This window comes from Streptomyces mesophilus, assembly GCF_011044995.1.
In the GTDB taxonomy this organism is placed as follows: Bacteria; Actinomycetota; Actinomycetes; order Streptomycetales; family Streptomycetaceae; genus Streptomyces; species Streptomyces mesophilus.
The window spans coordinates 82,440-106,807 of sequence record NZ_JAAKZW010000005.1; the positions used below are offsets into that span (position 1 = coordinate 82,440).

The 24,368-nt window shown below is 68.9% G+C and carries 21 protein-coding genes; 6 read left to right on the plus strand and 15 right to left on the minus strand.

The window, feature by feature from the left end:
• Positions 1 to 203: 203 nt before the first annotated feature.
• The 5 genes from G6045_RS03395 to G6045_RS03415 form a co-directional block, all read right to left on the minus strand.
• Complete coding sequence (locus G6045_RS03395; protein ID WP_165330251.1) at positions 204 to 1,079, minus strand: hypothetical protein; 876 nt, start codon at positions 1,077 to 1,079, stop codon at positions 204 to 206.
• A 140-nt stretch (positions 1,080 to 1,219) separates the two neighbouring features.
• The gene (locus G6045_RS03400; RefSeq protein ID WP_165330252.1) at positions 1,220 to 2,026 is read right to left on the minus strand and encodes a hypothetical protein; all 807 of its coding nucleotides are present in this window, start codon (positions 2,024 to 2,026) and stop codon (positions 1,220 to 1,222) included.
• A 135-nt stretch (positions 2,027 to 2,161) separates the two neighbouring features.
• Positions 2,162 to 3,043: an SDR family oxidoreductase gene (locus G6045_RS03405; protein ID WP_165330253.1), complete on the minus strand. Its 882-nt coding sequence runs from the start codon at positions 3,041 to 3,043 to the stop codon at positions 2,162 to 2,164.
• A gap of 86 nt (positions 3,044 to 3,129) precedes the next feature.
• The gene (locus tag G6045_RS03410) at positions 3,130 to 3,729 is read right to left on the minus strand and encodes a flavodoxin family protein (protein WP_165330254.1); all 600 of its coding nucleotides are present in this window, start codon (positions 3,727 to 3,729) and stop codon (positions 3,130 to 3,132) included.
• A gap of 72 nt (positions 3,730 to 3,801) precedes the next feature.
• Complete coding sequence (locus tag G6045_RS03415) at positions 3,802 to 4,716, minus strand: SDR family oxidoreductase (RefSeq protein WP_328707640.1); 915 nt, start codon at positions 4,714 to 4,716, stop codon at positions 3,802 to 3,804.
• A 99-nt stretch (positions 4,717 to 4,815) separates the two neighbouring features.
• On the opposite strand from G6045_RS03415, the gene G6045_RS03420 reads away from it, so the two are divergent.
• On the plus strand, positions 4,816 to 5,301 hold the full coding sequence (locus tag G6045_RS03420) for an NUDIX hydrolase (protein ID WP_165330256.1): 486 nt from the start codon (positions 4,816 to 4,818) through the stop codon (positions 5,299 to 5,301).
• A gap of 68 nt (positions 5,302 to 5,369) precedes the next feature.
• On the opposite strand, the gene G6045_RS03425 is transcribed toward G6045_RS03420, so the two are convergent.
• Positions 5,370 to 7,898 (minus strand): polysaccharide lyase family 8 super-sandwich domain-containing protein, encoded by a 2,529-nt coding sequence (locus tag G6045_RS03425; protein ID WP_165330257.1) that lies wholly within the window; start codon positions 7,896 to 7,898, stop codon positions 5,370 to 5,372.
• Positions 7,899 to 8,004: 106 nt separating this feature from the next.
• Positions 8,005 to 9,240 carry an LLM class flavin-dependent oxidoreductase gene (locus G6045_RS03430; RefSeq protein WP_165330258.1) on the minus strand — a complete coding sequence of 412 codons (1,236 nt, stop codon included), beginning with the start codon at positions 9,238 to 9,240 and terminating at the stop codon, positions 8,005 to 8,007.
• A 222-nt stretch (positions 9,241 to 9,462) separates the two neighbouring features.
• On the opposite strand from G6045_RS03430, the gene G6045_RS03435 reads away from it, so the two are divergent.
• Both G6045_RS03435 and G6045_RS03440 read left to right on the plus strand, forming a co-directional pair.
• Positions 9,463 to 10,107: a CoA-transferase gene (locus G6045_RS03435; RefSeq protein WP_165330259.1), complete on the plus strand. Its 645-nt coding sequence runs from the start codon at positions 9,463 to 9,465 to the stop codon at positions 10,105 to 10,107.
• Between the two features lie 2 nt (positions 10,108 to 10,109).
• Positions 10,110 to 11,873 carry a cation:proton antiporter gene (locus tag G6045_RS03440; protein WP_165330260.1) on the plus strand — a complete coding sequence of 588 codons (1,764 nt, stop codon included), beginning with the start codon at positions 10,110 to 10,112 and terminating at the stop codon, positions 11,871 to 11,873.
• Positions 11,874 to 11,958: 85 nt separating this feature from the next.
• Here the strand turns inward: G6045_RS03440 and G6045_RS03445 are convergent, their stop codons facing one another.
• From G6045_RS03445 to G6045_RS03480, 8 genes are all read right to left on the minus strand, one after another.
• A complete protein-coding gene (locus G6045_RS03445; protein ID WP_165330261.1) occupies positions 11,959 to 13,278 on the minus strand; it encodes a carbohydrate-binding protein in 1,320 nt (439 codons plus the stop codon).
• A gap of 140 nt (positions 13,279 to 13,418) precedes the next feature.
• Positions 13,419 to 14,330 (minus strand): polysaccharide lyase, encoded by a 912-nt coding sequence (locus G6045_RS03450; RefSeq protein ID WP_235967508.1) that lies wholly within the window; start codon positions 14,328 to 14,330, stop codon positions 13,419 to 13,421.
• Positions 14,331 to 14,381: 51 nt separating this feature from the next.
• Positions 14,382 to 15,161: a sugar phosphate isomerase/epimerase family protein gene (locus G6045_RS03455; protein WP_165330262.1), complete on the minus strand. Its 780-nt coding sequence runs from the start codon at positions 15,159 to 15,161 to the stop codon at positions 14,382 to 14,384.
• Positions 15,158 to 16,198, minus strand: coding sequence for a Gfo/Idh/MocA family protein (locus G6045_RS03460; RefSeq protein WP_165330263.1), 1,041 nt, complete (start codon positions 16,196 to 16,198; stop codon positions 15,158 to 15,160). The genes G6045_RS03455 and G6045_RS03460 overlap by 4 nt, the downstream gene beginning before the upstream one ends.
• A 167-nt stretch (positions 16,199 to 16,365) precedes the next feature.
• A complete protein-coding gene (locus G6045_RS03465) occupies positions 16,366 to 17,130 on the minus strand; it encodes a carbohydrate ABC transporter permease (protein ID WP_235967510.1) in 765 nt (254 codons plus the stop codon).
• Between the two features lie 106 nt (positions 17,131 to 17,236).
• Positions 17,237 to 18,178, minus strand: a complete 942-nt coding sequence (locus G6045_RS41170; protein WP_206343209.1) for a carbohydrate ABC transporter permease — start codon at positions 18,176 to 18,178, stop codon at positions 17,237 to 17,239.
• A 35-nt stretch (positions 18,179 to 18,213) separates the two neighbouring features.
• A complete protein-coding gene (locus G6045_RS03475) occupies positions 18,214 to 19,560 on the minus strand; it encodes an ABC transporter substrate-binding protein (protein WP_165330265.1) in 1,347 nt (448 codons plus the stop codon).
• 75 nt (positions 19,561 to 19,635) lie between these two features.
• The gene (locus G6045_RS03480; RefSeq protein WP_235967511.1) at positions 19,636 to 20,745 is read right to left on the minus strand and encodes a substrate-binding domain-containing protein; all 1,110 of its coding nucleotides are present in this window, start codon (positions 20,743 to 20,745) and stop codon (positions 19,636 to 19,638) included.
• Between the two features lie 175 nt (positions 20,746 to 20,920).
• On the opposite strand from G6045_RS03480, the gene G6045_RS03485 reads away from it, so the two are divergent.
• From G6045_RS03485 to G6045_RS03495, 3 genes are all read left to right on the plus strand, one after another.
• Positions 20,921 to 22,132 carry a mandelate racemase/muconate lactonizing enzyme family protein gene (locus G6045_RS03485; protein ID WP_206343210.1) on the plus strand — a complete coding sequence of 404 codons (1,212 nt, stop codon included), beginning with the start codon at positions 20,921 to 20,923 and terminating at the stop codon, positions 22,130 to 22,132.
• 34 nt (positions 22,133 to 22,166) lie between these two features.
• Positions 22,167 to 22,844, plus strand: coding sequence for a VOC family protein (locus tag G6045_RS03490; RefSeq protein WP_165330268.1), 678 nt, complete (start codon positions 22,167 to 22,169; stop codon positions 22,842 to 22,844).
• Between the two features lie 73 nt (positions 22,845 to 22,917).
• Positions 22,918 to 24,333, plus strand: a complete 1,416-nt coding sequence (locus G6045_RS03495; RefSeq protein ID WP_165330269.1) for a NarK family nitrate/nitrite MFS transporter — start codon at positions 22,918 to 22,920, stop codon at positions 24,331 to 24,333.
• Positions 24,334 to 24,368: the final 35 nt, after the last annotated feature.

Sequence of the window (24,368 nt, forward strand, 5' to 3'; positions counted from 1 at the left end):
GGAGTCCCAGGGCTCGCCCGCGGGGACGGCGAGCCACAGGCGTGTGAGTGACCGTCCTCGACCTGGGCCAGGTGTCTGCGTTGTATTCGGTCATGGCGGCAGACGGTATCGAAGCGTGCCGAACACGTCCGTGGGGTGGCTCAGTTCGGATGCGCAGCTGCCAGCCGGAGCGCCAGGGGCAGGCGTAACATGGCGGGCAGCGGTCATTTGCAGAGATTCCGTTCGCTGCTCCCCGGCCACCGCTCCACCTTGCCGCCGTCCCCGCGCACGTAGGCGTTCTTCTCGTCGGCGGACAGCCACAACTCGCGCCCGTCGTGCCGCCAGCCGGTGTCGACCGCGTCGGCGGGCAGCTTCGTGTCTCCGGAGTACGCGGAGTGGAGCCGGTCGATGTCGGCCAGGGCGCCTTCGGGGTCGCGGTAGTAGCCACGCCCTTCCCTGCCCTCGCCGAGGGTGAGGAACTCCGCCGACTGCCAGTCGCAGTGCTCGGGCCCCATCGCGCTGTGCACCTTGCGGGTGTCCACCCCACGCCCCCTCACGTCGGCCCACACCCTCAGGTCCAAGTCGTCGCGCTCGCGCGCCGCGTATTCGGACGGGTCGCACAGCGCGTACGTCTCGACGGTCCAGCCGTCCGTGCCCTGCACGTCCTCGGCAGCGATCATCCCGGCGCGGGTGCGACCGTCCACGTCGTACGAGAAGAGCACCCGCTTGTCCTCGCGCTTCTCCACGCGGTAGCCGCGCTCCGGGGCGATCTGCCAGGACGGGTCCTGGTCCAGATGCTTCTGCAACGCCGCCTCCGCCGATTCCGCGCTGACGCTGCTCCCGCGGTCGTGCGGGGATCCCGCCTCGTATGGCTCCCCCGCGCACTCGAGGGTCAGCAGAGCCGCGCCCCCGCCGTCCAGCGGACTGTCCTCCCGGACCCAGCCGGGCGTACGCGCCTTCAGCGGGCCGTCGTACGAGGGCGGCGCGGACACGGCGGACTCCGGCTTCGTGACCAGCCCCTCCGAGATATCGGTTCCCCCGCACCCGCACAGCGCGATCACGCCCGCCACAACGGCGGCGAACCCTCTGCCAGCCCGCATTCCACTCCCCCGCATTCCACTCCCCGTCTCCCGGCATTCACCGCTTGGACGCGGACAGGGCAGGAAACGTTCGGCCCGCACACACAAGAGCCCGCGCCGGGGTCCCCTGTCGGGACTCCGGCGCGGGCTGTGGTCCGGCGCTACTTCGCGCCCGGTTCGTCCTTCGCGAGGCCCGGCTTCAGCGGCATGTTCTGGCCGGGGACGAACGCCGCGTTGATCTGCAGGCTGATCACGTGTTCGTCCGGCGCGATGGTGACGCCGAGCACTTCCTTGAAGAGCTTGGAGTACGGCTCGGACATCTTGAACTTCCAGTCGAGGGGGCCGGCCGAGAACTTGCCGTCGTTCATACGGGGGTTGATGAGGTCGGCGTAGAACTCGGCGGTGTTGTAGTGGGCCATCTCGATCATCATCGGGGACCGCTTCTCGTCCACGTAGATGTTGCCGCTGGCCTTGGTGATCAGGGGGAAGTCGTGCAGCCAGAAGCCGTCCGTGCGCAGCGAGCGGCCGGTCTTGGTGTTCGTGAACTTCCAGCCGCCCGGGTACCAGATCCGGCCGTTGACGAAGTTGATGTTGCTGTACCCCTCGGCGCCGACCGGGGTCCACAGGCCGGCGCCGTCCTTGAGCACGCCCACCGGGCAGATGCCTTCGGCCTTGACGCCGACCCGTTTGAACTCGGAGAGCAGTGCGGGCGCGAGAGGCAGGCTGCCGGTTCCGGACTGGGCGAAGAACCAGAAGGCCGTCTTCTTGTCCGGAGCCTCGTCGTAGTAGTGCCCGGCGGGCTTGTCCTTCTGCCCGGTCGGCGGGTTGTAGAAGGACGGCAGGCAGTTGGTGGCCGGAGGGTTCCCCTTCGGATACTCGGGGTCGGCGTCCGCGGCGGATGCGGCCGTGACGGGCAGGGACAGCAGGGCCGCGGCGGTGACGGCTACGGTCGTTCTGGCGAATCTCACGGGTGTCTCCCAGGGCATGGCGGACCCCCCTTGGTCGTGAGCACCACTCAAGGGGCAGCCACGGCCGGGCGGCGCGCTGATGCGGCCGTTGGGATGAGTTCCGTGGGGGTTGCAGTCGGCGCCGAGCCGCGGGGATCACGGCAGGGGTGTTCCTCCGGTGGCGTTCATGATCTCGGCAGTGATGAAGCTCGCGTGCTCCGATGCCAGGAACACATAGGCGGGCGCCATCTCAGCGGGCTGGGCGGGACGGCCCATCGGGGCCTGCTTGCCGAACGCCTTGGTGTCGGGCAGCGTCGCCGGGATCAGCGGCGTCCAGACCGGGCCCGGGGCAACGGCGTTGACGCGGATGCCGTTCTCGACCAGCATCTGCGCGAGTCCCTGGGTGAACGTGACGATGGCGCCCTTGGTCATGGCGTAGTCGAGCAGATGAGGGCTCGGCTTGTAGGCCTGCACCGAGGTGGTGTTGATGATGGATCCGCCCGGAGGGATGTGCGGTACGGCCATCTTGCACAGCCAGAACATGCCGTACAGGTTCGTGTGCATGACGCGGTCGAACTGCTCCGTGGTGATGTCCTGGATGCCCTGCGGCTGGGACATCTGATACGCCGCGTTGTTGACCAGAACGTCGATGTGCCCGAACTCCGCGACGGCCCGCTCGACGAGGCGACGGCACTGCTCCTCTTCCCGGATATCGCACGGCACGGCCAGGCCGCGGCGCCCTGCCTCCTCGACGAGGCCGACCGTCACCCGAGCGTCCTCCGCCTCCGACGGCAGGTAGGTGAACAGCACGTCCGCTCCCTCGCGGGCATAGGCCAGGGCAACAGCCCGCCCGATTCCGGAGTCGCCTCCGGTCACCACCGCCGCCCGGTTGTGCAGCAACCCACTGCCCCGGTAGGACTCCTCGCCGTGGTCGGGCGGCGGGTCCATGGGGCCGCTCCAGCCCGGAGGCTCCTGGTCCTGCTGAGCGAATTCCGGCTGCGGGTGCTTCGTCGTGGGGTCCTGCGGCGGGTTGCTCATCAGCGTGGTCTTCCTGTCTTGCGAGGGATACGAGGGATACGAGGGATGCGAGGGCCGTGCGCGTGCCGTGTCCGTGCTGACGGGCGTCATCCGGCCGGGTAGGGGTGCTCCCGCAGGAGCTTCGCGAGGTGAACGGTGTTCACGGCGAGGGTGTGGGTCGTGTCCGCCACGGCCTCAGGTGTTGTGTCGAGGTCCTGGTAGTCGGTGCCCTGCTGTGCTTCGCCGACCCAGTACGTGACAGCGCCGGGGGCGAGGGAGAGGCCGACGTCGTTCAGCGCCTGGAAGACGTCGGCGCTGACCTTGTGCGCGCCGTCCTCGTTGCCGACCACGGCGACCGCGGCGACTTTGCCGTACAGCAGGGGGCGCCCCTGCTCGTCGGTCTGCGAGGACTCGGCGTTCAGCCGTTCAAGAACTCGCTGGCAGACGCTGGAGGGGTGGCCCAGCCAGATCGGCGTGGCGATCACGAGGATGTCGCTGCGCAGCACCTTCTCGCGCAGGAGGGGCCAGGCGTCGCCCTCGCCCATGTCCGTCCCGATGCCGGGGCGGACATCGTGGTCGGCGACCCGGATCGTCTCGCTCGTCACGCCGAGCTTGTCGAGTTCGGCGCAGACCTGGTCCGACAGCAACAGGCTGCTGGAGGACGTGGGGGAAGCGTTGAGTGTGCAGACCAGGGAGAGGGCATGCATGGCGTGTTGCTCCTTGAACGAGGGTGGGGCAGATGAACAGGGCCGGGGTGACCCGCCGTCGTGGCCTCTGGTTCAGCGGCTGTCGGTCATTCCGCCGGTGACCGCGATGGTCTCGCCGATCGTGTAGCTGGAGTCGGCTTCCGCGGCGAGGTAGACGTAGGCCGGGGCGAGTTCCTCCGGCTGGGCGGCTCGGCCCATCGGATCGGCGGAGGCGAGATTCTGCTTCAGGTAGTCGTCGGGGAAACGCTGGCCGGCGAGGTTCAGGACGGTCCAGGTCGGTCCGGGCGCCACGACGTTCGCGCGAACACCGCGCTTGGCCAGGTGGGAGGCGATCGATTTCGTGAAGACGATCTGCGCGGCCTTCGATGCCGCGTAATCCATCATCATGTCGCTGCCCTTGAGACCCTCTTCCGATGCCGTCGCGATGATCGCGTCCCCGCGCTCCAGGTGGGGCAGGGCCGCTTGGACGAGGTGGAAGTAGGCGTAGACGTTCGTCTTGAAGGCCAGATCGAACTCCTCGAAGTTCAGGTCGTCGAGCGAGTTCTGGCTGTTGAGGCGGGCCGCGTTGCTCACCAGGATGTTGAGCCCGCCCAAGGTGTCCACCGTGGTGTCGACCGCCTCCCGGCAGAAGTCCCGATCGCACAGGTCACCCGGTATCAGCACGCACCGTCGGCCCTCGCCTTCGACCACCTCGCGGGTCTGTTCGGCGTCCTCCTGCTCCTCGGGCAGATACACGATCGCCACGTCGGCGCCCTCGCGGGCATACAGCACGGCCACCGCCCTGCCGATCCCCGAGTCGCCACCTGTGATCAGCGCCGCTTTGCCTTGGAGCTTGTCCGACCCGCGATAGCGCGGCGCCATGTAGCGAGGCGGCGTCGACATCCGTGACTCCAGACCGGGTCGCGACTGCCGCTCGAACCGGTACGGCGGCACCGGCTCGCCGGCCTCGCCCGGACGGGCAGTGGGCACTTCATGTGCGTCAGCCACCTGCTGAACCTCCAGCTCACGTATACGACGGGAATCCACCCCACGTAACCCGGCCGAACGGCCACGAAACACACCGGCACCGCCCGGTAAAGTTCCACGATGTCCTCGCTCAGGCTTCGCCATTCCGCCCGCGGCCTCATCCTCGACCCTGCCGACCGCATCCTTCTGTGCCGTTTCGACAACCCCGATCTGGTCGTGTGGTCCACGCCGGGCGGTGGCGTCGAGCCCGGCGAGACGGTGCGCGAGGCTCTGCGCCGTGAGCTGCTCGAAGAGGTCGGCCTGAAACTCGACCACGACCCGCCCCACGTATGGCGTCGCCAAGTCGTCGTGGCGGGCTACGGGCCGGGCTACGACGGAGCGCTCCAGGACTACTTCCTCGTCCGCACGCACGCGTTCGACGCGGCGGGCACCTTCACCGAGAAGCAGCTGGCCGCCGAAGGCATCGCGGAGTTCCGCTGGTGGAGCGTGCGGGAGATCGCCGACCACCCCGGCCCTGCCGTCTTCGCCCCGCGCGACCTCGCCACACCGCTCTCGGCCCTGCTCACCGAGGGCGCCCCGGAACAGCCGGTGATCCTCGGCCTGTAGGCGGGGCGGTGGCTGCATGGCACGCTGACCCACCATGGCGAGCAATGGCTCGACCAGCAGCTACTTGGTCAGCCGAGGAGCGTCGCCGTGAAGCTGCGCCCGTAAGCCTGGTGGACGTCCACCTCCACGCGCGTGCCACCCGGCACCGCGCTGACACGGATCCCTTCGTCCCCCTCGCCGAGCCGGAGCCGACGCCCGTGCAGCACCACCGAGATCGTGTCCCGGCGCGTCGTCGGATCCGCGACCGCGAGCGACGTGCGGCCGCGGCGCTCGCGACGGACGAGGACCGACGCGGGACCGTCCACGCTCACGCCCGCGGCGTGGTGGCGGCCCTGCGTAAAGGAGTTGAGGCCGAGCAGGTGCAGGCCTGAGTGCTCCACGGCTTGTAGGCGCGTGGAGTTCGACACGACCTTCAAGGGGCCACGGTCCGCATACGAGCGCAGGGCGGCGTCGGACGCGCCGGGCACCAACGCATAGGCGAGCGCAGCCGGTTCGGCGCCCGCCGCATGGTCGTACGCCGCCGAGAAGACCGAGCGTGTGACCGGCGTGTCGGGGTTGGATGTACGGACGACACGCCGTGAGCGCTTCACATTCTCCAGTCCGACGCGCACCGGTCCGCCATCGAGGAAGACATAGCCGACCGCGCTGCCGCGGGTGGTGTTCACCCAGCGCAGCCAGGACAGTTCCGCCTCCCCGGGCCCGGTGAAGGGCGTACCGTCGCGGCGTCCGCCCGTGACGGTCACCGCGTCGCCTGCCCGTGCCGTCCGCGCATCCACCGTCGTCGTTCCCGCGCGTCCTTCGGCCCCGCCAACGCCCGCCGCCAGCACCACGATCTCGTCGTCGAACAGGAACCACGACTTCGTCGCCGTCGCATTGCGGTAGACGACGAAGTCGTCCGGCAGCAGCTCCCGGTCCCGTACGCCCACATCGCTGGACTGCACCATCGCCGCCGCCCCGTACGTACCGAGCACCGCGCCTCCGCTGTGGTCGGCCAGGCCGCGCGGGAAGTAGACGTAGGCGTTCTGTGATTCCGACGAGGGCGTGAAGTTGAGCGGGTGGCCGGGGTTGTCGTAGTACGCCGTGCCGTACAACTCCGGGACGGTGCGCCGCTGTTCGACCGGCGCGGTCACCCCGGCGAGTCCGTACGGCGAGACGGTCGTGTAGTAGTCGACGCCGAAGGCCTCGGTCTGGTCCTGGCCGGCCAGATACAGGTAGTGCGCGCCGTCGCCCTGGAACCACGGCATGAGGTTCTCGCCGCTCATGTACTCGTACTTGCTGATCCGCGAGGACGAACGGGCCAGCGCGAGCGCGTAACCGGGCCTGCGGTGCACGGTCTTGTCCATCGCGTTGAAGGCGACGCTGCGGGCCGCGGGCCCCAGATCGGCCGGCGTCAGCGCACTGTCCGCCAGGATGTCCGCGTACCGCACGACACTGACCGGAGAGACGAACGTCGCCGGGTCGAGGGGCGCCTTGGACGTCGAGCGGATGTACTTGACGTACTGCCGCAGCGCCTTCGCTTCCGTCTCGGGTGCGAGCGAGGCGAGGTCGACGGCCGCTTCCACGATCACGGCGACGTCCGTGTAGCCGGTGGCGGTCCGGGAGACCGCGCGGCCCTTGACGATCTCCATCATCCAGCCCTCGAAGATGAGTGGCGCGAACCCGTCACGCACCCACGTGAAGACCGTCGGCACCAGCTCCTCGCCGTGCGCGAAGCCCGAGCCGTCCAGGATCTTCAGCGTCTGCACGACACGGGTGAGCAGCCCCTTCCCGTACGAGCCGGTGTAGGCGACCGAGCCGTGCTGGATGAACGAACCGTCCGCGTAGTGCCCGTCGGTGACGTTGTGCCGCAGGTGGTACGGGTCGATCGTGACGAACACGGTCAGCTGGTCCGTCAGGGCCTTGCGGATCCGGTTCTCGTCACCCAGGAGCGCGCCCTGCAGGATGCGGTTGGTGGTGATGTCGGCGAGGTTGGCGCCGGTGTGGAAGCGGGAGTCCAGGTTCACATCGCCGTCGGTGCCGTTGCGCAGATAGGCGTCCATCGACGCGACATACGTGGTGAGCAGATCCGGGTGGTCGGCGAGCGCGTCCGCGAGAAGGACCAGCGTCTTGGTGACGGATTGGGAGATCCCGATCTCCCAGTTGAACCAGTTGCCGTAGTAGCCCTTCGACTGGTCCCCGTAATACCGCTCGTGCAGCCAGACCAGACCGTCGAGCACGCGCCGCTGCACCGTCACGTCGCCGAGGAGTGCGCTGCCGGGGGCGCGGGTGGCCAGGGCTATCTCGTAGAGCTGGCGGTAGGCCGTGTTGAGGTTGGCGTCGTTCGTGCCGAGCACCAGGCCCTTGAACAGCTCGTCCGGGCCCGCCTCGTCCATGGACTTCAGGCCCGCTCTCGCCGTCGCGACCATCGCGGCGAGCTTGGCTGCGGTCTCGGGGCGGGCGTTGGTCTCGGCGGTTCCCGCGAAGACCGCCACGGTGTTGGCAAGCAGTTGTGCACTCCCCTCGGCTGTGGCGGCGGCGCCCGCCGGCCGCGCCGGAAGGACCGCGAGCAGTCCGGCCGCGGACAGGGCGGATATCAGCTGTCTGCGGGTGAGTTCCATGGCACGTCCTTTGCCGGTACGGGCATCAACTGGCGGCGCGGAGTCAACCAGTGATGCCCGTACGCAACAAGGGGGCCCGCAGAAACCGCTTGCCCCGGCGAGCGGCTCAGGACTCCAGCGGCAGGATCGCGCTCGGCGGGAGCACCGTGTGCTTGAGGTCCTCGGGGACCGGGTTGTTGTGCGCGGGGTACTTCGGGCCGGCGGCGTTGCGGCGGTAGATCGCCGTTGAGTGCTCGGGGTTGGTGTCGAACTCGGGGATCACCTTGTCGCCGAAGAGCTCGATCATCTCCTGGTGCTCCTCGAAGGTCATGCCGCCGGTCATGCCGAAGACCAGCTGGTCGCAGCCGACCGTCTGGTACGCGGCGACCTGCTCGCACACCTCGTCGGGCGTGCCGCAGAGCAGCAGGCCCGCCTTGATGATCTCGTCGAGGACCTCGTCGCTGCTGATGTCGTTGCCGGCGAGCTCGCCGAACGCGATCGGCGGGGTGGGCCAGGTCCGCTCGTCCATCGACTTGGGCATGGTGTCGTGGTACAGGTTCACCAGGGTGACCAGGTAGCCGATGCCCGCGTGCAGGGCTATCTCGCGAGCCCGCTTGCGGTCGTTGAGGCAGATGACCGTGTTGGTCATCATCACGTTGTTGTTCTGGTAGTCCCCGAGGATCTCCTTCGGGTTGGCCGCCGCCTCCTTGTACTGGTCGATGCGGCCCTTGAGCTCGAAGATCGGCTCGAAGTTGAAGGCGATCGCACCGATGCCGAGCGAGCCGGCCTTGGCGAACGAGGACGGGTTGCCGCAGGCCATCCAGATGGGCGGGTGCGAGTGCCCGTACGGCTTCGGCAGGATGTTGTGCGGGGTGGGCACGGTGAAGTGCTCCCCGTGGAACTCGTAGTCGTACTGCTCCCACATCCGCACGATCTCGGGAGCGACCTCGTCCCATTCGGCCTTGGTGGTCGAGGGGTCCATGATGTTGAAGGACTTCAGCTCATGGCTGCCCGCGCCACGGCCCGTGCCGTACTCGAAGCGGCCTTTGGTGATGTGGTCCATCATCGCGGCCCGCTCGGCGTAACGCACCGGGTGTTCCTTGCGCGGCGAGAGGCTGTTGATGCCGGTGCCGAGGTGAATGCGCTCGGTCTGGGCGGCGACGTATCCGATCGCGACCTCGGGTGCGGACAGATGGCTGTATTCGGTGAGTGAGTGGTGCTCACCGAACCACACGTATTTCCAGTTGTGCTTGTCCGCCTTGATCGCGAGCTCCAACTCGCGCATCAGGGCGGTGTGTTCCGACGGGCGGTGGTGGGCCGCCATGCCAGGGATGAACCCGTTGAGGAAGAGTCCGAACTCCATGAGGAGCCCTCCCGTATCGATCACGCTCCACGGGCACTGCCCGGGCGCTGCTGTCCGCTTATGTCGATGGCGCTCTGTCACTGATGTTGATCAAGCCGATCACTATGGCTGGGCGGAGGATGCACCAGAAGCCTGCAAGGGGCCATGGGTAGGACAGATCGAAATACGAAATCGGCCGTGGCCTTGGCCACTGCACGGGCGTGCGTCGCGGAGAATCCGCCCATGGACAAACTGGTCACCGCGTCCGCGGCCGTCTCCTCGATCCCCTCGGGCAGCACGCTGGTGCTGCCGGACCCCGGCGGCGCGGGCTTTCCCGGCCGGCTCGTGACGGCGCTGGGTTCGGTGCCCGCCGAGGGGTTCACCGTGATCTGCCCGGGCGCGCCGCGCGCCGCCGAGGGCCTGCGCAAGTGGCTCGGCAGCGGCCAGATCACCCGGCTGATCGTCGACAGCGAGGCACCCGGCGGCCGACTGGAGGGAGTGGAGGCCGAGTTCGTGCCACCCGCCCTCCTGAAGCAGCGGCTGCAGGCGAGCGCGGCGGGCACGCCCACGTTCCTCGGTCCGGTCGGCACCCATGAGCGCCCGGTCGAGGACGGTGCGCGGGCGATGTTCTTCGGCGACGACGAGTTCGGTCCCGTGCCCGCACTCACCCCGGACTTCGCCCTGGTCCGTGCCGAACAAGGCGACCCGAAGGGCAATCTCGTCTTCGCCGACGAGGTACGGGAAGCGGTCCTTTCGGTGGCCAGGGCCGCGCACCGCACGTTGGCCGAAATCGACACACTGATCCCCGTACTGCATCCACGGCTCGTACAGCTGCCCGCGCGCCATGTGCAGTCCGTGGTCGGGGCGGCTGCGAAGGTGCGCGGCTGACCATGGAGTTCACCCTTGTCGCCGTGCTCGGCGTGATCAGCATCGTCGCGGTCGCGGCCTTCTCCGAACGGCTCGGGCTCGCGGCCCCGCTCAGTCTGGTGCTCGTCGGGATCGGCCTGAGCTTCATCCCGGGCGTGCCGCATCCGGACGTCGAACCCGAGCTGATCCTGGCCGGGGTCCTGCCGCCCCTGCTGTATTCCGCCGCGGTGAACATGCCGGTGACCGATTTCCGGCGCAATCTGGGGGCCATCAGCGGGCTCGCGGTCACCTTGGTGGCGCTCTCCACGCTCGGGGCCGGTGTGCTGTTCCACTGGCTGCTGCCGGAGATCGGCTGGCCCGCCGCGTTCGCGCTCGGCGCCGTGATCAGCCCCACCGACGCGGTCGCCGCCACCTCCGTCGGCAAACGCCTCGGCCTGCCGAACCGCCTGCTCACCGTGCTCGAAGGCGAGGGCCTGGTGAACGACGCCTCCGCCCTGGTCCTGCTGCGCACGGCCGTCGCCGCCTTCGCCGGATCCTTCTCGATCTGGGCCACGGTCGGCGAGTTCCTGTACGCGGTGGTGGTGGCGGTCGCCGTCGGTCTGGTCGTCGGCCTGGTCAACGTACGGCTGCGGGCGCTGCTCAACGATGCCGTGCTCAATACGGCCATCTCGTTCGTGGTGCCGTTCCTCGCGTATCTGCCCGCCGAGGAACTCAACGCCTCGGGAGTCCTCGCGGTCGTGATCGCCGGTCTGGTCACCGGACATCAGAGCCCGCGCTATCTGCGGGCGAACGACCGTATCGCCGAGTCGACGAACTGGCATACGGCGGCGTTCCTGCTCGAGAGCGGAATGTTCCTGCTCATGGGCCTGAGCGTGAAGACCCTCGTCGACGAGGTGCGTGCCGAGGACCTGAGCGTCTCCCGGGCCCTCCTGATCGGTCTCGTGGCGGCGGCGTTCGTCATGCTCGCGCGGATGCTCTTCATCGTCCCGCTGGTGGCGGGGATGCGGCGGGACGTGGCGAAGGCCTCGCAGTCCAAGGAGCGGATCGAGGCGCTGCAGCAGGTCCTGAAGAACCCCGATGACAATCCGGACTTCGCCGAACGGATGCGCAATCTCCCGGAGAAGCGCATCGAAGGCTTCAGGAAACGGGTCACGAAGAAATCCGCCGACATCGAGTTCACCGTCAACCAGTACTTCGGCGCACGCGGCGGCCTGATCCTCGGCTGGGCGGGGATGCGCGGAGCGATCACGGTGGCGGCGGCGCAGACGCTCCCCGAGGACACCCCCGACCGCGCCCAGCTCATTCTGATCGCCTTCGTGGTGGCGGCCACCACGCTGCTGCTCCAAGGGCTGACGCTGCCGATGGTGATCCGCAAAGTGGGCGTGCCCGAGGACGATCCTCAGCAACTGCGCGAGGAAGGCGCCCGGCTGATGAACTCGCTGGGCGAGTCCGCCACCGACTTCCTCGAAAACCCGGCCCTCACCGACAAGGCGGGCGAGCCCTATCCGCAGCGGCTCATCGAGTTCGTCCGCACCGACGCCCGTGTGGAGGCCCAGCGCAAGGCCGGGGACGGCCGCAAGACGGGGGACGGTGCGCCGAGCAGGTACGAGGCCGGCAGCCGCGACCAGTTTCTGGAACTGCGGCTGCGGGTCCTTGCGGTGCAACGCGAGGAGCTCCTCAAGGCCCGCTCATCGGGCACCTACAGCTCCCTCACGCTCGGCAAGGCACAGCATGTCCTCGATGTGGACGCGGCACGGTTCGAGCAGTTGGAGAGCTCCGGGCACTGACGCTGTCTCGCGACGGCCCGGCGCACGGACCGAGGGGCTCTCTTCCCGGGAGAGCCCCTCGGTCGCTGTGCCGGCTCCTGACCGGTCAGGAGATCTGGGTGATCTTCCACCAGTTGAGGTCGAAGCCGCCGGTCACGGCGTACAGGCCGAACTGGTGTGTTCCGGCGGGGAGTTCCACTTCACGGGAGATGGTCCGGTAGCTGTCATAGCTCCCGGTGTTGGGTACGGAGACGTTGCCGAGCGCGGTCGCCCCGCCGCCGAGGTCGAGGGAGAGGGTGCCGCCGTTGTGCGGTGAGGCGACCCGGTACTCGACGAGATAGCGGCCGGCCTTGGGGATCGCCACGTTCTGGAAGGCGATCCAGTCGGTGCTGTCGAAACTGCCGACCGCCTGCCCGCCGCCCGTGTCGGACGTCGTCTTCTTCGTGACGCCCTTCATGGCCGAGTAGTCCTCGGCCTGGAAGCTGCGGGAGTGACAGCCGCCGGAGGCGAGTTCGCAGACGTCCGAGCGCTGGGTGGACACCTTGAGGTCGTCGTACCAGATGTACGAGTCGTTCGTGGGGGCGAACGACGGCGTGGCCCCGCCGAAGAAGGACGAGAAGTACGCGCGGTCCACCAGGTCGCCGTTGCGGACGAAGCGCAGCCCGCGGATCGTGGCCGCCTGGGCGCCGTTGTACCAGATGTCGATCTCGCCGTCGGGGTTGGCGTTGCCGCCGCTGACGGTGTTGACCTTGACGCGCTGGACCACGTTGGCCCACTGGCCGCGGGGCCAGTTGATGAGGTTCCCCGAGGCGTCCTTCAGGTCCACGTAATCGCCGTACTGGCCCTCGTGACCCATGTGGTAGTAGTAGATCGCCGCCTTGCCGCCGGACCGCCAGATCATCCGCGAGCTGAAGCCGTTGTAGCCGTCGCAGACCTGTCCGCCGGAGCACGAGGCGCCGCCCGCCAGGCCGATGCCGACCTTCCCGGCGTATTCGGTGGTGCCCCAGCTGAAGTCGCTGCTGAAGCGCACCCAGTAGGAGAGGTAGTACTCGCGGCCGGGGTTGAGCTGCAGAGGCGCCTGGGCGCCCGAATCGGCCGGGCCGATCTTCCCCTTCGGGTAGAACACCCGCAGCGATTTCCCGCCCGAGTGGTGGAAGTTGTAGCCGTCGATCCAGGTGCGCGTGCTCATGCCCTCCTCCCATGGGGCGTACCAGCCGTCCTGGGACCACTGGCCGAGGTCGTACGCGCTGCCCCGTTCGGGACGTTCGAAGGTGTTGTACCTGAAGGAGGGCGAGGCGGCCGCGGTCGCGGTGTCGCCGGGCGGCGAGGGGTCCTCGGCCGAGGCGGTGCCGGCGACGAGGGTGGCCAGGAGCGTGGCGAGCAGTGCTGCCTTTCTGAGCAACGTCGTTCTCTTCGTCGTTCTCATGGATCACTCCGCTTCACGAGCTGTTACCACTGCAGGGACGGTGCGGTGGTGCGGTGACCTCCTTTTGAAGTCGGCCCTGCGGGGAGACAGACGGCACGGCAGGCGTGGTGGCCGATCTCCCCGCGCGGCGAACGGCACGGTCAGGGACGGCCCTTGAGCTCGGGAATGTCCGCCCGGTTGGTGGAGATCGTGATGTCGTCGTACCAGATGTAGCTGTCGTTCTGCGGCGCGAACTCCCAGGTGGCGCCGCCGGCGAAGCTGGAGAAGTAGGCCCGGTCGACCTTGTCGTCGTTGGTGACGAAGCGCAGGCCGGTCACCTTGGCCGCGGGCTTGCCGTTGTAGAAGACCTCGATCTCGCCGTCGGGATTGGCCTGTCCGTCGGTGACGGTGTTGACCCTGACCCGCTGGACGACGTTGACCCACTCCCCCTTGGGCCAGTGGACGGTCTCGCCGTTCTGCCGCAGCGTGACGTAGTCGCCGTACTGGCCCTCGTGGCCCATGTGGTAGTAGTACAGCGCCGCTTCACCGGTGTTGAGCCGCCAGATGAAGCGGGAGCTGAAGCCGTTGGTGCCGTCGCAGACCTGCCCGCCGGAGCAGGAGGCGCCGCCCGCGAGGCCGATGCCGACCTTGCCGGCGTTGTACACCGTCCCCCAGCTGAAGTTCTCGTCGAACTTGACCCACTGGGACACGTAGTACTGCCGCGCCTTGTCGAGCCGGAACGGGGCCTGGGCGCCGGAGTCCTCCGGGCCGATCCTGCCCTCCGGGTAGAGGACGCGCAGCGACTTGTCGCCGCTGTGGGCGGGTTCGGTGTCGTCGACCACGGTCCGGGTGTCCATGCCCTGCTGCCAGGGCGCGGTGAACCCTTCCTTCGCCCATTCGTCGAGCGTGTACGGGCCTCCGGCGGGCGGCCGCTCGAAGGAGTTGGTCAGGTGGGAGCCGGGCTTGCCCTCGACCTCCACGGTGGTGCCCGACGCCAGCTGCGGGTACAGCAACGCGGGGGCGAGCAGGGCCGTGGCCATGGCGGTGGTGAGGGTCAGTTTTCTGCGGTTCAACGGGGGCCTCGCTTCGGGTTGTTGGTGGTAAGGCGTCTTGGGTGGTGAGGTTCAGGCGGTGTCGTCCATCAAGGCGCGGAAGGCTGAGAGGGCTTGGTCGAGCGGCGCCGCCTGCGGATACCAGGCGGCCTCCCATTCGAGGGAGAACCAGCCGCTGTAGCCGATCTCGTCGAGCAGCCGGCGGAACGCCTCGAGCGGCACGGCGCCCGACGCAGGCAGGACGGGGGCCAGGTCCTGCGGAGAGGCGACATCCTTCAGCTGTACGTGAGTGAGCAGCCCGGTCAGCGCGGCGGCGGTGTCGGCCAGGGACTCGCCGACCCGCCACGGGTTGACCACGTCCCAAAGGGCGCCCAGCTGCGGCGGGTTGCCGGCCCGGTGCAGGACGTCGGCGACCGCGCGTCCGGTGAGGAAGGCGTCGTGGGTCTCGAGCAGAATCCGTACGCCGGTGTCCGCGGCGAACTCGACTGCCCCCGCGAGCCGTTCGGCGGCGAGGTCGGCGGCACCGGAGTCGTCCGGGTCCCCGCCGAAGACCCGCAGGTACGGGGCGCCCGCGGCGCCAGCCAACTCCAGGTGCCGTTGCAGGACTTCGCCCGTTGCGGGGGCGCGGGCGCCGACCTGGACGTAGGAGGCGAGGCAGATGACGTCGATGCCCGCGTCGGCGAGCTGTCGGCCGACGGTCCCGGCGTGCTCGTGCGTGGCGTCGGGCGGCAGGATCTCACCGTCGGCGCAGCGCAGTTCGATGCCACCGCAGCCGTGCCGACCGGCGAGGTCGGCCACATACCCCACCGGGGCGCCCGGGCAGCCCAGGGTGCTGAACGCGAGGCGGTTCATGCGGAGTTCCGCAGCAGGTCGCCGGGGAGCGGATGCGGTCCGCCGGTCACGGACTCGGTCCGGCCGCTGAGTGCGGACTCGTACACGGCAAGGACCGTCGCCACGACCGAGCGTCCGTAACGGCCGTCCACGATGGGCGGCCGTCCGGTGCGGCAGGCCTCGGTGAAGTCCGCCAGCTGGGCCGTGAAGGCGTCGGCCGGCTCCTCGTCGGGCGGGGCGAGCAGGGTCTCCGCCGCGCCGCGGCTCACCCAGATACCTTCGGGCGCCGACCAGCGCAGGGAGCCCTGCTCGCACAGCACCACGGTCTCGTCGGTGTACGGGACCGGGGCGCTGGTGAGGTGGAAGTCCGCCTTCACCCCGTTGGCCAGGTCGACCAGGCCCATCGCGTCCGTCTCGATCTCCAGACCGCCACGGCTCCAGGTGTGCGCGTGCACGGACTCGGCGGCGCTCCCGGCCAGCCATTGGATGCGGTCGAGGCCGTGGGTGCCGACGTTCATCACGATGCCGCCGCCCGCCATCACGGGATCGAAGAACCAGTCGGGGCGCGAGCCCTTGGCGTAGTGCGAGGTGCGCCGGTGGGAGATGGCGCGCACCGGGCCGAGCTCGCCCGAGCGCAGAATCGCCTCCGCGCGGCGGGCGCCTGCGCCGAAGCGCACGACGTGTCCGACCGCCAGCACCACGCCTGCCGCGTCACAGGCCTCGACCATCGCCGTGCAGTCCGCGACGGAGGTCGCCATCGGCTTCTCGACCAGGACGTGCACCCCGGCCGCCGCGGCGGCGAGCGTCATCTGCGCGTGCAGGGCGTGCGGCGCGGTGATGATCACGCCGTCGAGCGGTTCGCGGGCCAGCATGTCCTCGTGGCGGGTGTACGCGGCGGCGCCGGCCTGCCGTGCCATCGCCTGGGCGGCGTCGGCCCTGATGTCGCAGACCGCGGCCACGGTGACGCCGGGCAGCGCACGCGCCGCCTGGACGTGCAACGCGCCGACGATGCCTGTGCCGATGATGCCGAGCCTGAATCCGGGCTCGTTGGTTCGCACCGATGACTCCTTGGGTTCTTTGCGGGTGGTGGCTCTTTGCGCGTGGTGGTTCTTTGCGCGTGGTGGTTCTTTGCGCGTGGTGGTTCTTTGCGCGTGGTGGTTCTTTGCGCGTGATGGTTCTTTGCGCGTGATGGTTCTTAGCGTCCAGCCGTCCGGCCGCGACGCGGTCAGCCCTTCACCCCGGCCGACATGGCTCCGCGTACGAAGTAGCGCTGAGCGACGACGAAGAGGACGAGGATGGGCACCAGCGACATCAGCGCCGCGGCCGTCACCAGCTGGTCGTTGCCGACGAACTGGCCGCGCAGTCCCATCACTCCGAGCGGCAGGGTCAGCTTGTCGGGCGAGGTCAGGTACACCGTCGGCTCGAGGACGGCGCCCCAGGACGCCATGAACGTGAACACGCTCAGGGTCGCCAACGCCGGTTTGACCAGCGGCAGATGGATCCGTGTGAAGATCCGCCAGGGTCCGGCGCCGTCGAGGGTGGCCGCCTCCTGGAAGTCCTGCGGGATCGCCAGGAACGACTGCCGCATCAGGAAGATCCCGAACGGTGTCGCCAGCCAGAACGGCACGATCAGCGGCAGGAACGTGTCCAGCCAGCCGAACTCCCGGAACATCAGGAACGACGGGATGATGGTGACCACCGTGGGCAGCATCAGCGTGCCCAGCGCCGCCGTCAGAAGCGCGCCGCGTGCGGGCAGCCGCATCCGGGCCAGCGCATGGCCGACCATCGCGCTGCTGAGGACATTGCCGACGGTCGCCGCCGTAGCGATGACGAAGCTGTTGAGGGCGTACGTGCCGAACGGTGCGCGGTCCCACACCTGCGAGTAGTTCGACCACTGCGGTGGGTCCGGCAGGATGACCGGCGGCACCTCGATGTACTGCGCGTGCGACTTCAGGGAGTTGAACAGCGCCGCCAGGAACGGCAGCACCATGAGCAGGGCGCCCGATCCTACGAAGAGGTAGGCGGCAACCCGCCCGAACCGGATCCGGGTCCGAGGCCGAATTCGAGGCCGGACGCGGGGTTGCTCGACGAGGGCCTCAGGCATAGTGCACCCACCGCTTCTGGAGCCGCAGTTGGATCAGGGTGAGGACGAGGATCACCGCGAACAGCACCCAGGCGATCGCCGCCGCGTAACCCATCTGGAAGTACTCGAAGCCCTGCCGGTACATGTAGAGCACCGTCAGCTCGCTCGCGTCGCCAGGGCCGCCGCCCGTCATGACGAAGACCTGCTCGAAGGCTTGCAGGGTGGTGATGGTGGACAGGACGAGCACGAGGAACGTCGTCCCGGAGACGCCCGGCACGGTGATGTGCCGGAACCGGCCCCAGGCGCCGGCCCCGTCGACCCGGGCCGCCTCGTAGCGCTCCTGCGGGATCGCCTGCAGGGCCGCGAGGAACAGCACCATCATGTAGCCGGCGCCCTTCCACACCGCGATCAGCGCCAGCGTCGGGATCACAAGGACGGGACTGTCCAGCCACATCAGCGGGTCGATGCCGAACCAGTCGAGGACCGCGTTGGCGCTGCCGAGGCGGGGGTTGAACACCGCGTCGGCGACGTACGCCATCACCACCCAGGACGACACGACGGGCACGAAGTACGCGCCGCGAAGCAGCGGCATGAACCGCAGCTTCTGGTTCAGCGCGACGGCCAGGGCCAGCGCCACCACGGTCTGCAGCGGTACGAAGATCAGCGCGAAGTAGCCGGTGTTGAGCAGGCTCGTCCAGAACGCCTCGTCGCCGAGGAGCCGGGAGTAGTTGTCCAAGCCGGTCCAGCTAGGTGAGGACACGGTGTCGTAGTCGGTGAAACCGAGGTAGGCGAGGGCAAGCACCGGCCAGGCCGTCAGCAGGACGAGATGGGCCAGGTACGGAGTGGCGAAGAGCATCGCCCATCGGCGTTCGACGCGTCGCGCGGAGTGTGCGGGGCGGTCCGAGCGAGGGGCGCGGCGCGGTGTACGGAGGGTCTTGCGGGGTGCGCCCGCCACGTCGCGCCTCCTCCTCTGCTCGGTGGCGAGGGGCGTCATCCGGCGGGCCGGAAGCGGTCGATGGCCGACTGCGCCTCGTCCTGCCCGGTCTTCAGAGCGTCGGGGACGGAGGACTCCTTGTTCAGCGCACCGGTGACGGCCTCGGCGAGCGCCGTCGTGTACTCGCTCCACACCGGGTTGAGGCCCAAGTCGTCGGCGTCGGCCAGGGAGTCGAGGAACACTTTGCGCTCCGCGGGCGGGGTCTCGGGGCTCAGGAAGGCGGGCGTCTGCGTGACCTTCTTGTTGATCGGGATCGCTTCGCCGATCGCGGTCCAGTCGGTCTGCGGCTTCTCGCCGGAGAAGAACTCGATCCACTTCCAGGCGGCTTCGGCCCGGGCGTCCGGTGCGGCCCGGTTGATCACCCAGGCGTTGATGTTGGCGAGGTCACCGCGCTGTCCGTCCGGGCCCTTGGGCAGCGGGGCCACTCCGAAGTCGACCTTGCCCTGGTTGGCGGTCTGGATCCGGGCGTAGATGCCGAACTGCATCGCCACCACGCTGCTGGGGAACAGGGTCTGGGACTTGCCGAGGGCCTCGGTCGTGACCGGGTCGGGTGCGACCTTGTCCTCGTACATCGTCTTGAGCATCCAGTCGAAGGCCTCGCGGCTCCCCGGGCTGTCGATCGCGACCTTGCCGTCGTCGCCGAGGACCTCGCCGCCGAAGGCCTCGACCATCGGCCACCAGCTCTCGACGAAGCTCGGGGAGTAGGAGCGGAAGCCGTAGACGTCCGGCTTGCCGTCGCCGTTGGTGTCCTTGGTCAGCTTCTTCGCCGCGGCCAGCAGATCGTCGTACGTCCAGTCGGCAGTCGGCTCCGCGACTCCGGCGTCCTTGAACAGCTTCTTGTTGTAGAACAGCGCCGTGGACTGGGCTCCTTGCGGGAATCCGTACAGGCGGCCCTTCGGATCGCCCTTCTTGATCAGGTCGACGCCCAGGTAGTCGTCGGCGTTCAGCTCGGACGCGTAACCGCTGAGGTCGCGCAGGCTGCCTCGGCCCGCGAACTCCTGGACGAGCACGCCGTCCGACAGCCACACATCGGGTGCCTTGCGGCCGGCGAGCTGGGTGCGCAGCCGGGTGTGGAACTTGTCGTAGTCGGCCGACTCGATCTTCACGCGGATCGTCGGGTTGGCCTTCTCGAACTCCTTCACCAGCTTGCGCATGGTGCCGTCGGCAGGTCCGCCGGCCTCCGCGTAGTAGCCGAGGGTGATGGTCGTCTTTCCGTCGGCGGCCCCGCCGGAGTCACCGCCGCAGGCGGTCGCGGTGAGCGCCATGGTCAGCGCGAGGGCGGATGCGGCTGTTCTGGTGCGAACTGCCCTGCGGATGGGCATGGTTGTGCTGCGGATGGGCATGGCTGATGAGCCTCTCTGCTCAGCGGGACCGGTGCGGTCCGTTTAGTCGTGGCGGGTGTGCGTGCCTCGCTCGCGTCAGGTAGTCGCGGTGACGGCGCGTGCCCGGTGGTTCGTTTCGGTGGCGGCGTCCGATCCGCCGCACGAGGCCCGTACGACGAGGCGGGGCTGGAGTTCGAGACGGCGGGCCGAGATCTCCGGCCCCTTGGTGATGCGCTGCAGCAGGAACTCGGCCGCCAGCGCGCCGATATCGGCCTTGGGCGGTGCCACCGCCGTGAGGGCGGGATCGCCGAACTCCGCGATGTCATCGTCGTAGGCGACGACCGCGAGGTCCTGCGGCACCCGCATGCCGAGCCGCCGGGCATGGCCCAGAAGCATCACCGCGTCGCGGTCGCCGTGACAGAACACGGCGGTGACGCCGCTGCCGCGGCACATGGCCGCATAGGCCTGGATCTCCTCGCTCGACCACTCCACGCGCTGGACGACCGCTTCGGGCACGGGCTCCACACCGAGGGCCGCGGCGGCGAGTTCGTAGCCCTCGGTGATCACGGCGGCGGTGCCGGTGCGCAGCCGGCCCAGGTAGCCGATCCGGGTGTGGCCGAGCGAGGTGAGATGCCGCATCGCCGCGTACACGCCGCCCACATGGTGGGTGGCCACGTACGACGTGGGGTCGTCGGGAGCCGGGGCAGGAGGACGGCGCTCAACCAGGACATAGGGAACGGGCAGCCGGTGCAGGGCGTCCACGTGCGCCTGCGGATCGTCCGCGAGGTTCAGGTTGGGTACCAGGATCAGTCCGTCGACGCCGTTGTCGAGGAGCCGTCGGGTCTGCTCCGCCTCCAGGGCGAGGCGGTTCTCGGAGCTGGCCAGGATGACGCCGGCGCCCGCGGCGGTCGCCGCCCGTTCGATCCCCTCGATGACCTGCGGGTAGTAGTACGACGTCGAGGGGACGAGGACACCGAGCAGCCGTCGTCGCGGAGTGGGCGGCAGGCTCTCCACATACGTGCCCGAGCCCTGCCGGCGCACCACGATGCCCTCGTCCACCAGGGCGCCCACCGCGCGGCGCACGGTGTTGAGCCCCACGGCGTAGGACTCCGCCAGTTCCGGCTCGGTGGGCAGCTTGGTGCCGATCCCCCAGCCTTCGTCGGAGATCCGTTGGCGCAGCGCCTCCGCGACGACCTCAGATTTCATTCCCTTGGAGAATGAATTCCGCTCACTGCTTGCTGTCATGGCCGGGATGATGCACCAGCCATTTCTTGGCCGTCAATGCTTGTGGACTAATTCCTTTCATGGTTCTCTGCGTCCTGACACCGCTCCTGACCTGCCAAAACAAGGAATGAATTCATTCCTGGAAGAAGGAGGACTGTTGACCTCCATAGCCACGCCCGCCAGCGCATTGCAGGGTCTGGTCATCGAAAGCATCGAGTGTTTTGTGCTGCCTCTGCCCACCCTGCGGGACTTTGTGATCTCCGGTGGGGTGGTGACGCGGCGCGGCGGTACGCACCCCCGCGTCCTGGTCCGCATCGGCGCGGGCGGCGCCGTCGGCTGGGGCGAGGCGACTCCCGCCCCGACCTGGACGTACGAGACGGTCGAGAGCATCGTGGCGACCATCGAGCGCTATCTCGGTCCGCCGCTCCTCAACCGGCCGGTGTGGGACATCGCCGGCGCCCACCGCGTCTTCGACCGGGCCATCAACCCCGGCTACACGACCGGCACTCCCCTGGCCAAGGCCGCACTCGATCTCGCCCTGCACGATCTCGTCGGCCGCCTTCTCGGCCTGTCCATCGGGGAGTTGTGGGGCCAGCGGCAGATCGACCGGGTGCCGCTCGCCTGGATCGTCTCCGGGGATCCGCCCACCGCGGCCGACGAGGTGGCCGAGGGACTCGACGCCGGATACGGAGCGTTCAAGATCAAGGTCGGGACGGCTCCCCTCGAGGAGGACGTCCGCCGCGTGGAGGCCGTACGGGCGGCCGCGCCCACCGCACCGCTATGGGTGGACGCCAACCAGGGCTACACCGTGAACCAGGCGCTGCAACTGTCCCGCCGCCTCCAGCCGTACGACATCGATCTGCTCGAACAGCCGCTGCGGGCCAACGACCCGCTCGGCCTGCGCCGGTTGCGTGAGCGCAGCGAGATCCCGATCGCGGTGGACGAGAGCCTGGTCCACCCCAGCGACCTGGCCGCCTTCGTCCATCTGCAGGCGCTGGACATCGCCGTGGCCAAGGTGCAGCGCACGTCAGGTCTGCATCTGTCCCGACGGTTGTGCGCGCTGGCGCAGGACTGCGGGATCGGTCTGGCGGGCTCCGGCCTCACGGACTCCGATCTGGGCCTTGCGGCGTCCCTGCACCTGTTCGCCGCCTTCGGCATGGACCGTCCGGCCGACCTCAACGGCCGCCAGTTCGTACGGTCCACGTACGTCGCGGGCCCCGGGGTCGAGGTACGCGACGGCGTCGCCATGGTGCCGACGGGGCCGGGCCTCGGCGTGGAGGTGGACGAGGAGGCAGTGCGCGGCCAGGCGGTCTACCCGTTCGACGGACTCCTGCGGCGGCGGATCACGGCGGGCGCGGGCCACCCCTAGCCTCCGCGGTGGCGGCGCTGACAGCATGAGCGCCATGGAGGCTCTCACCACCCCGGAAGTCCTGTCCGCGATCCATGACGAGTTGGGCGACTGGCGTCGGCTCGCCCAGCCACTGGCGGCTCGCTATGTGACCGAGGGCGAGGACCCGACGGTCGCCGCCTCCTTCGTCTCGGCCGTCGCCCAGGTGGCCGCGACCGCCGGCCATCCGGTGCCGGAGATCCGGCTGGGCCACGGCCGCGTCGACCTCTTCCTGTACACGGTGGACCCCGCCGGCGGGCGCTGGATCACGGCGAAGGATCTCGAACTGGCCCGCTTGATCACCGGACTTGCCGCCAAGTTCCTGCTGCGGGCCGCGCCCGCCGACGTGACCCAGGTGGAGCTCGCCCTCGACGCGGCCGACCACACGGCCGCGGGCCCGTTCTGGGCCGCGCTGCTCACCGGCGACGCGGCGAACACCGTCCACGATTCGGTCTTCGACCCCCTGAACCGCCTCCCCGCGATGTGGTTCCAGCAGACCTCACCGCACGAGACACCCCGCCAGCGCTGGCACCTGGACGTATGGCTGGCGCCCGAGGTCGTCGAGAAGCGCATCGCGGCCGCCCTGGCCGCCGGGGGCACCGTGGTGGACGCCTCCGAGGCGCCCTCGTACACCGTCCTGGCGGACCCGGAGGGCAACAAAGCCTGCGTGGCCTGCGCGACCGGTCGCGGCTGACGGGACAAGGCCGCGTAACCCATTCGGCCGACACCACGCATCACCTGGGCATACCCGCTCATACCGTAAAGAAATGAGCACCCCGAGCCCCGGCCAGGTCATCGAGGCCGACACATACAAGCCCGGCTCCACGATCAGCGACTGGCGTCCCGAGGACACCGGATTCTGGGCGTCGACCGGCCGCAAGGTGGCCAACCGCAACCTCTGGATCTCGATCCCGGCCCTGATGCTGGGCTTCGTCGTCTGGCAGGTCTGGTCCGTGACCGTGGTCAAGCTCAACGACGTGGGCTTCGGCTTCTCGAAGTCGCAGCTGTTCTGGCTGACCGCGATCCCCGGCATCACCGGCGGCACCTTCCGGATCCTGTACACGTTCATCGGGCCGATCTTCGGCGAGCGGAAGTTCACCGCCTTCTCGACGATCATCCTGGTCGCCCCGATGCTGTGGCTCGGCTTCGCCCTCCAGGACACAGGCACGCCCTACTGGGAACTGGCGCTGATCGCCGCGGTCTGCGGGATCGGCGGCGCCAACTTCGCCTCCTCGATGGCGAACATCGGCTTCTTCTTCCCGAAGAAGGAGAAGGGTTCCGCCAACGGCCTCAACGGCGGCCTGGGCAACCTCGGCGTCTCCATCGTGCAGTTGGTGGCCCCCCTGGTCATCACCGCCGCCGTACTCGGCGCCCCCGCGGGCGGCCCGCAGCACGACAGCGCCAAGAACACCGACGTATGGCTGCAGAACGGCGCCTTCCTGTGGGTGCCGCTACTCGTGATCATGGCGCTGCTCGCGTGGTTCTTCATGAACGACCTCAAGGTCGCCGCCGCGCCCTTCAGCCAGCAGAAGATCATCTTCAAGCGCAAGCACAACTGGCTGATGACCTGGCTCTACGTCGGCACCTTCGGCTCCTTCATCGGTTTCGCCGCCGGTCTGCCGCTGCTGATCAAGGACAACTTCCAGGCGCAGGGCTACCAGGCCACCACGTACGCCTGGATCGGCCCCGCGATCGGCGCCCTCACCCGCTGGCTCGGCGGCTCGCTCTCCGACAAGGTCGGCGGCGCACGCGTCACCCTGCTTTCGTTCGTCGGCATGGCCGCCTCGCTGGTCGTGGTGATCTTCGCGCTGCCGCACGGCGGCGACCAGGGGAACTTCTGGACCTTCTACATCGGTTTCCTGTGCGCGTTCTTCTTCTCCGGCATCGGCAACGGCTCGACCTTCCGCCAGATCCCGGTGATCTTCCGCGACTGGCACACCAAGGGCGCCGAGGGCAAGGGCCCGGACGCGCAGGCGGCGGCCCTCAAGCAGTCCGAGATGGAGGCCGGTGCGGTCACGGGATTCTCGTCGGCGATCGCCGCGTACGGCTTCTTCTTCATCCCCGCGATGTTCGCCAACTTCCCCGTGACCAGCGCCCTGTGGTGCTTCATCGGGTTCTACGCGACATGCCTGGTGGTCTGCTGGTGGTTCTACGCCCGCAAGGGCGCCGAGGCGCCGAGCTGACCCTGACGCCGGTGACCCCACCCCGGTTTTGAACA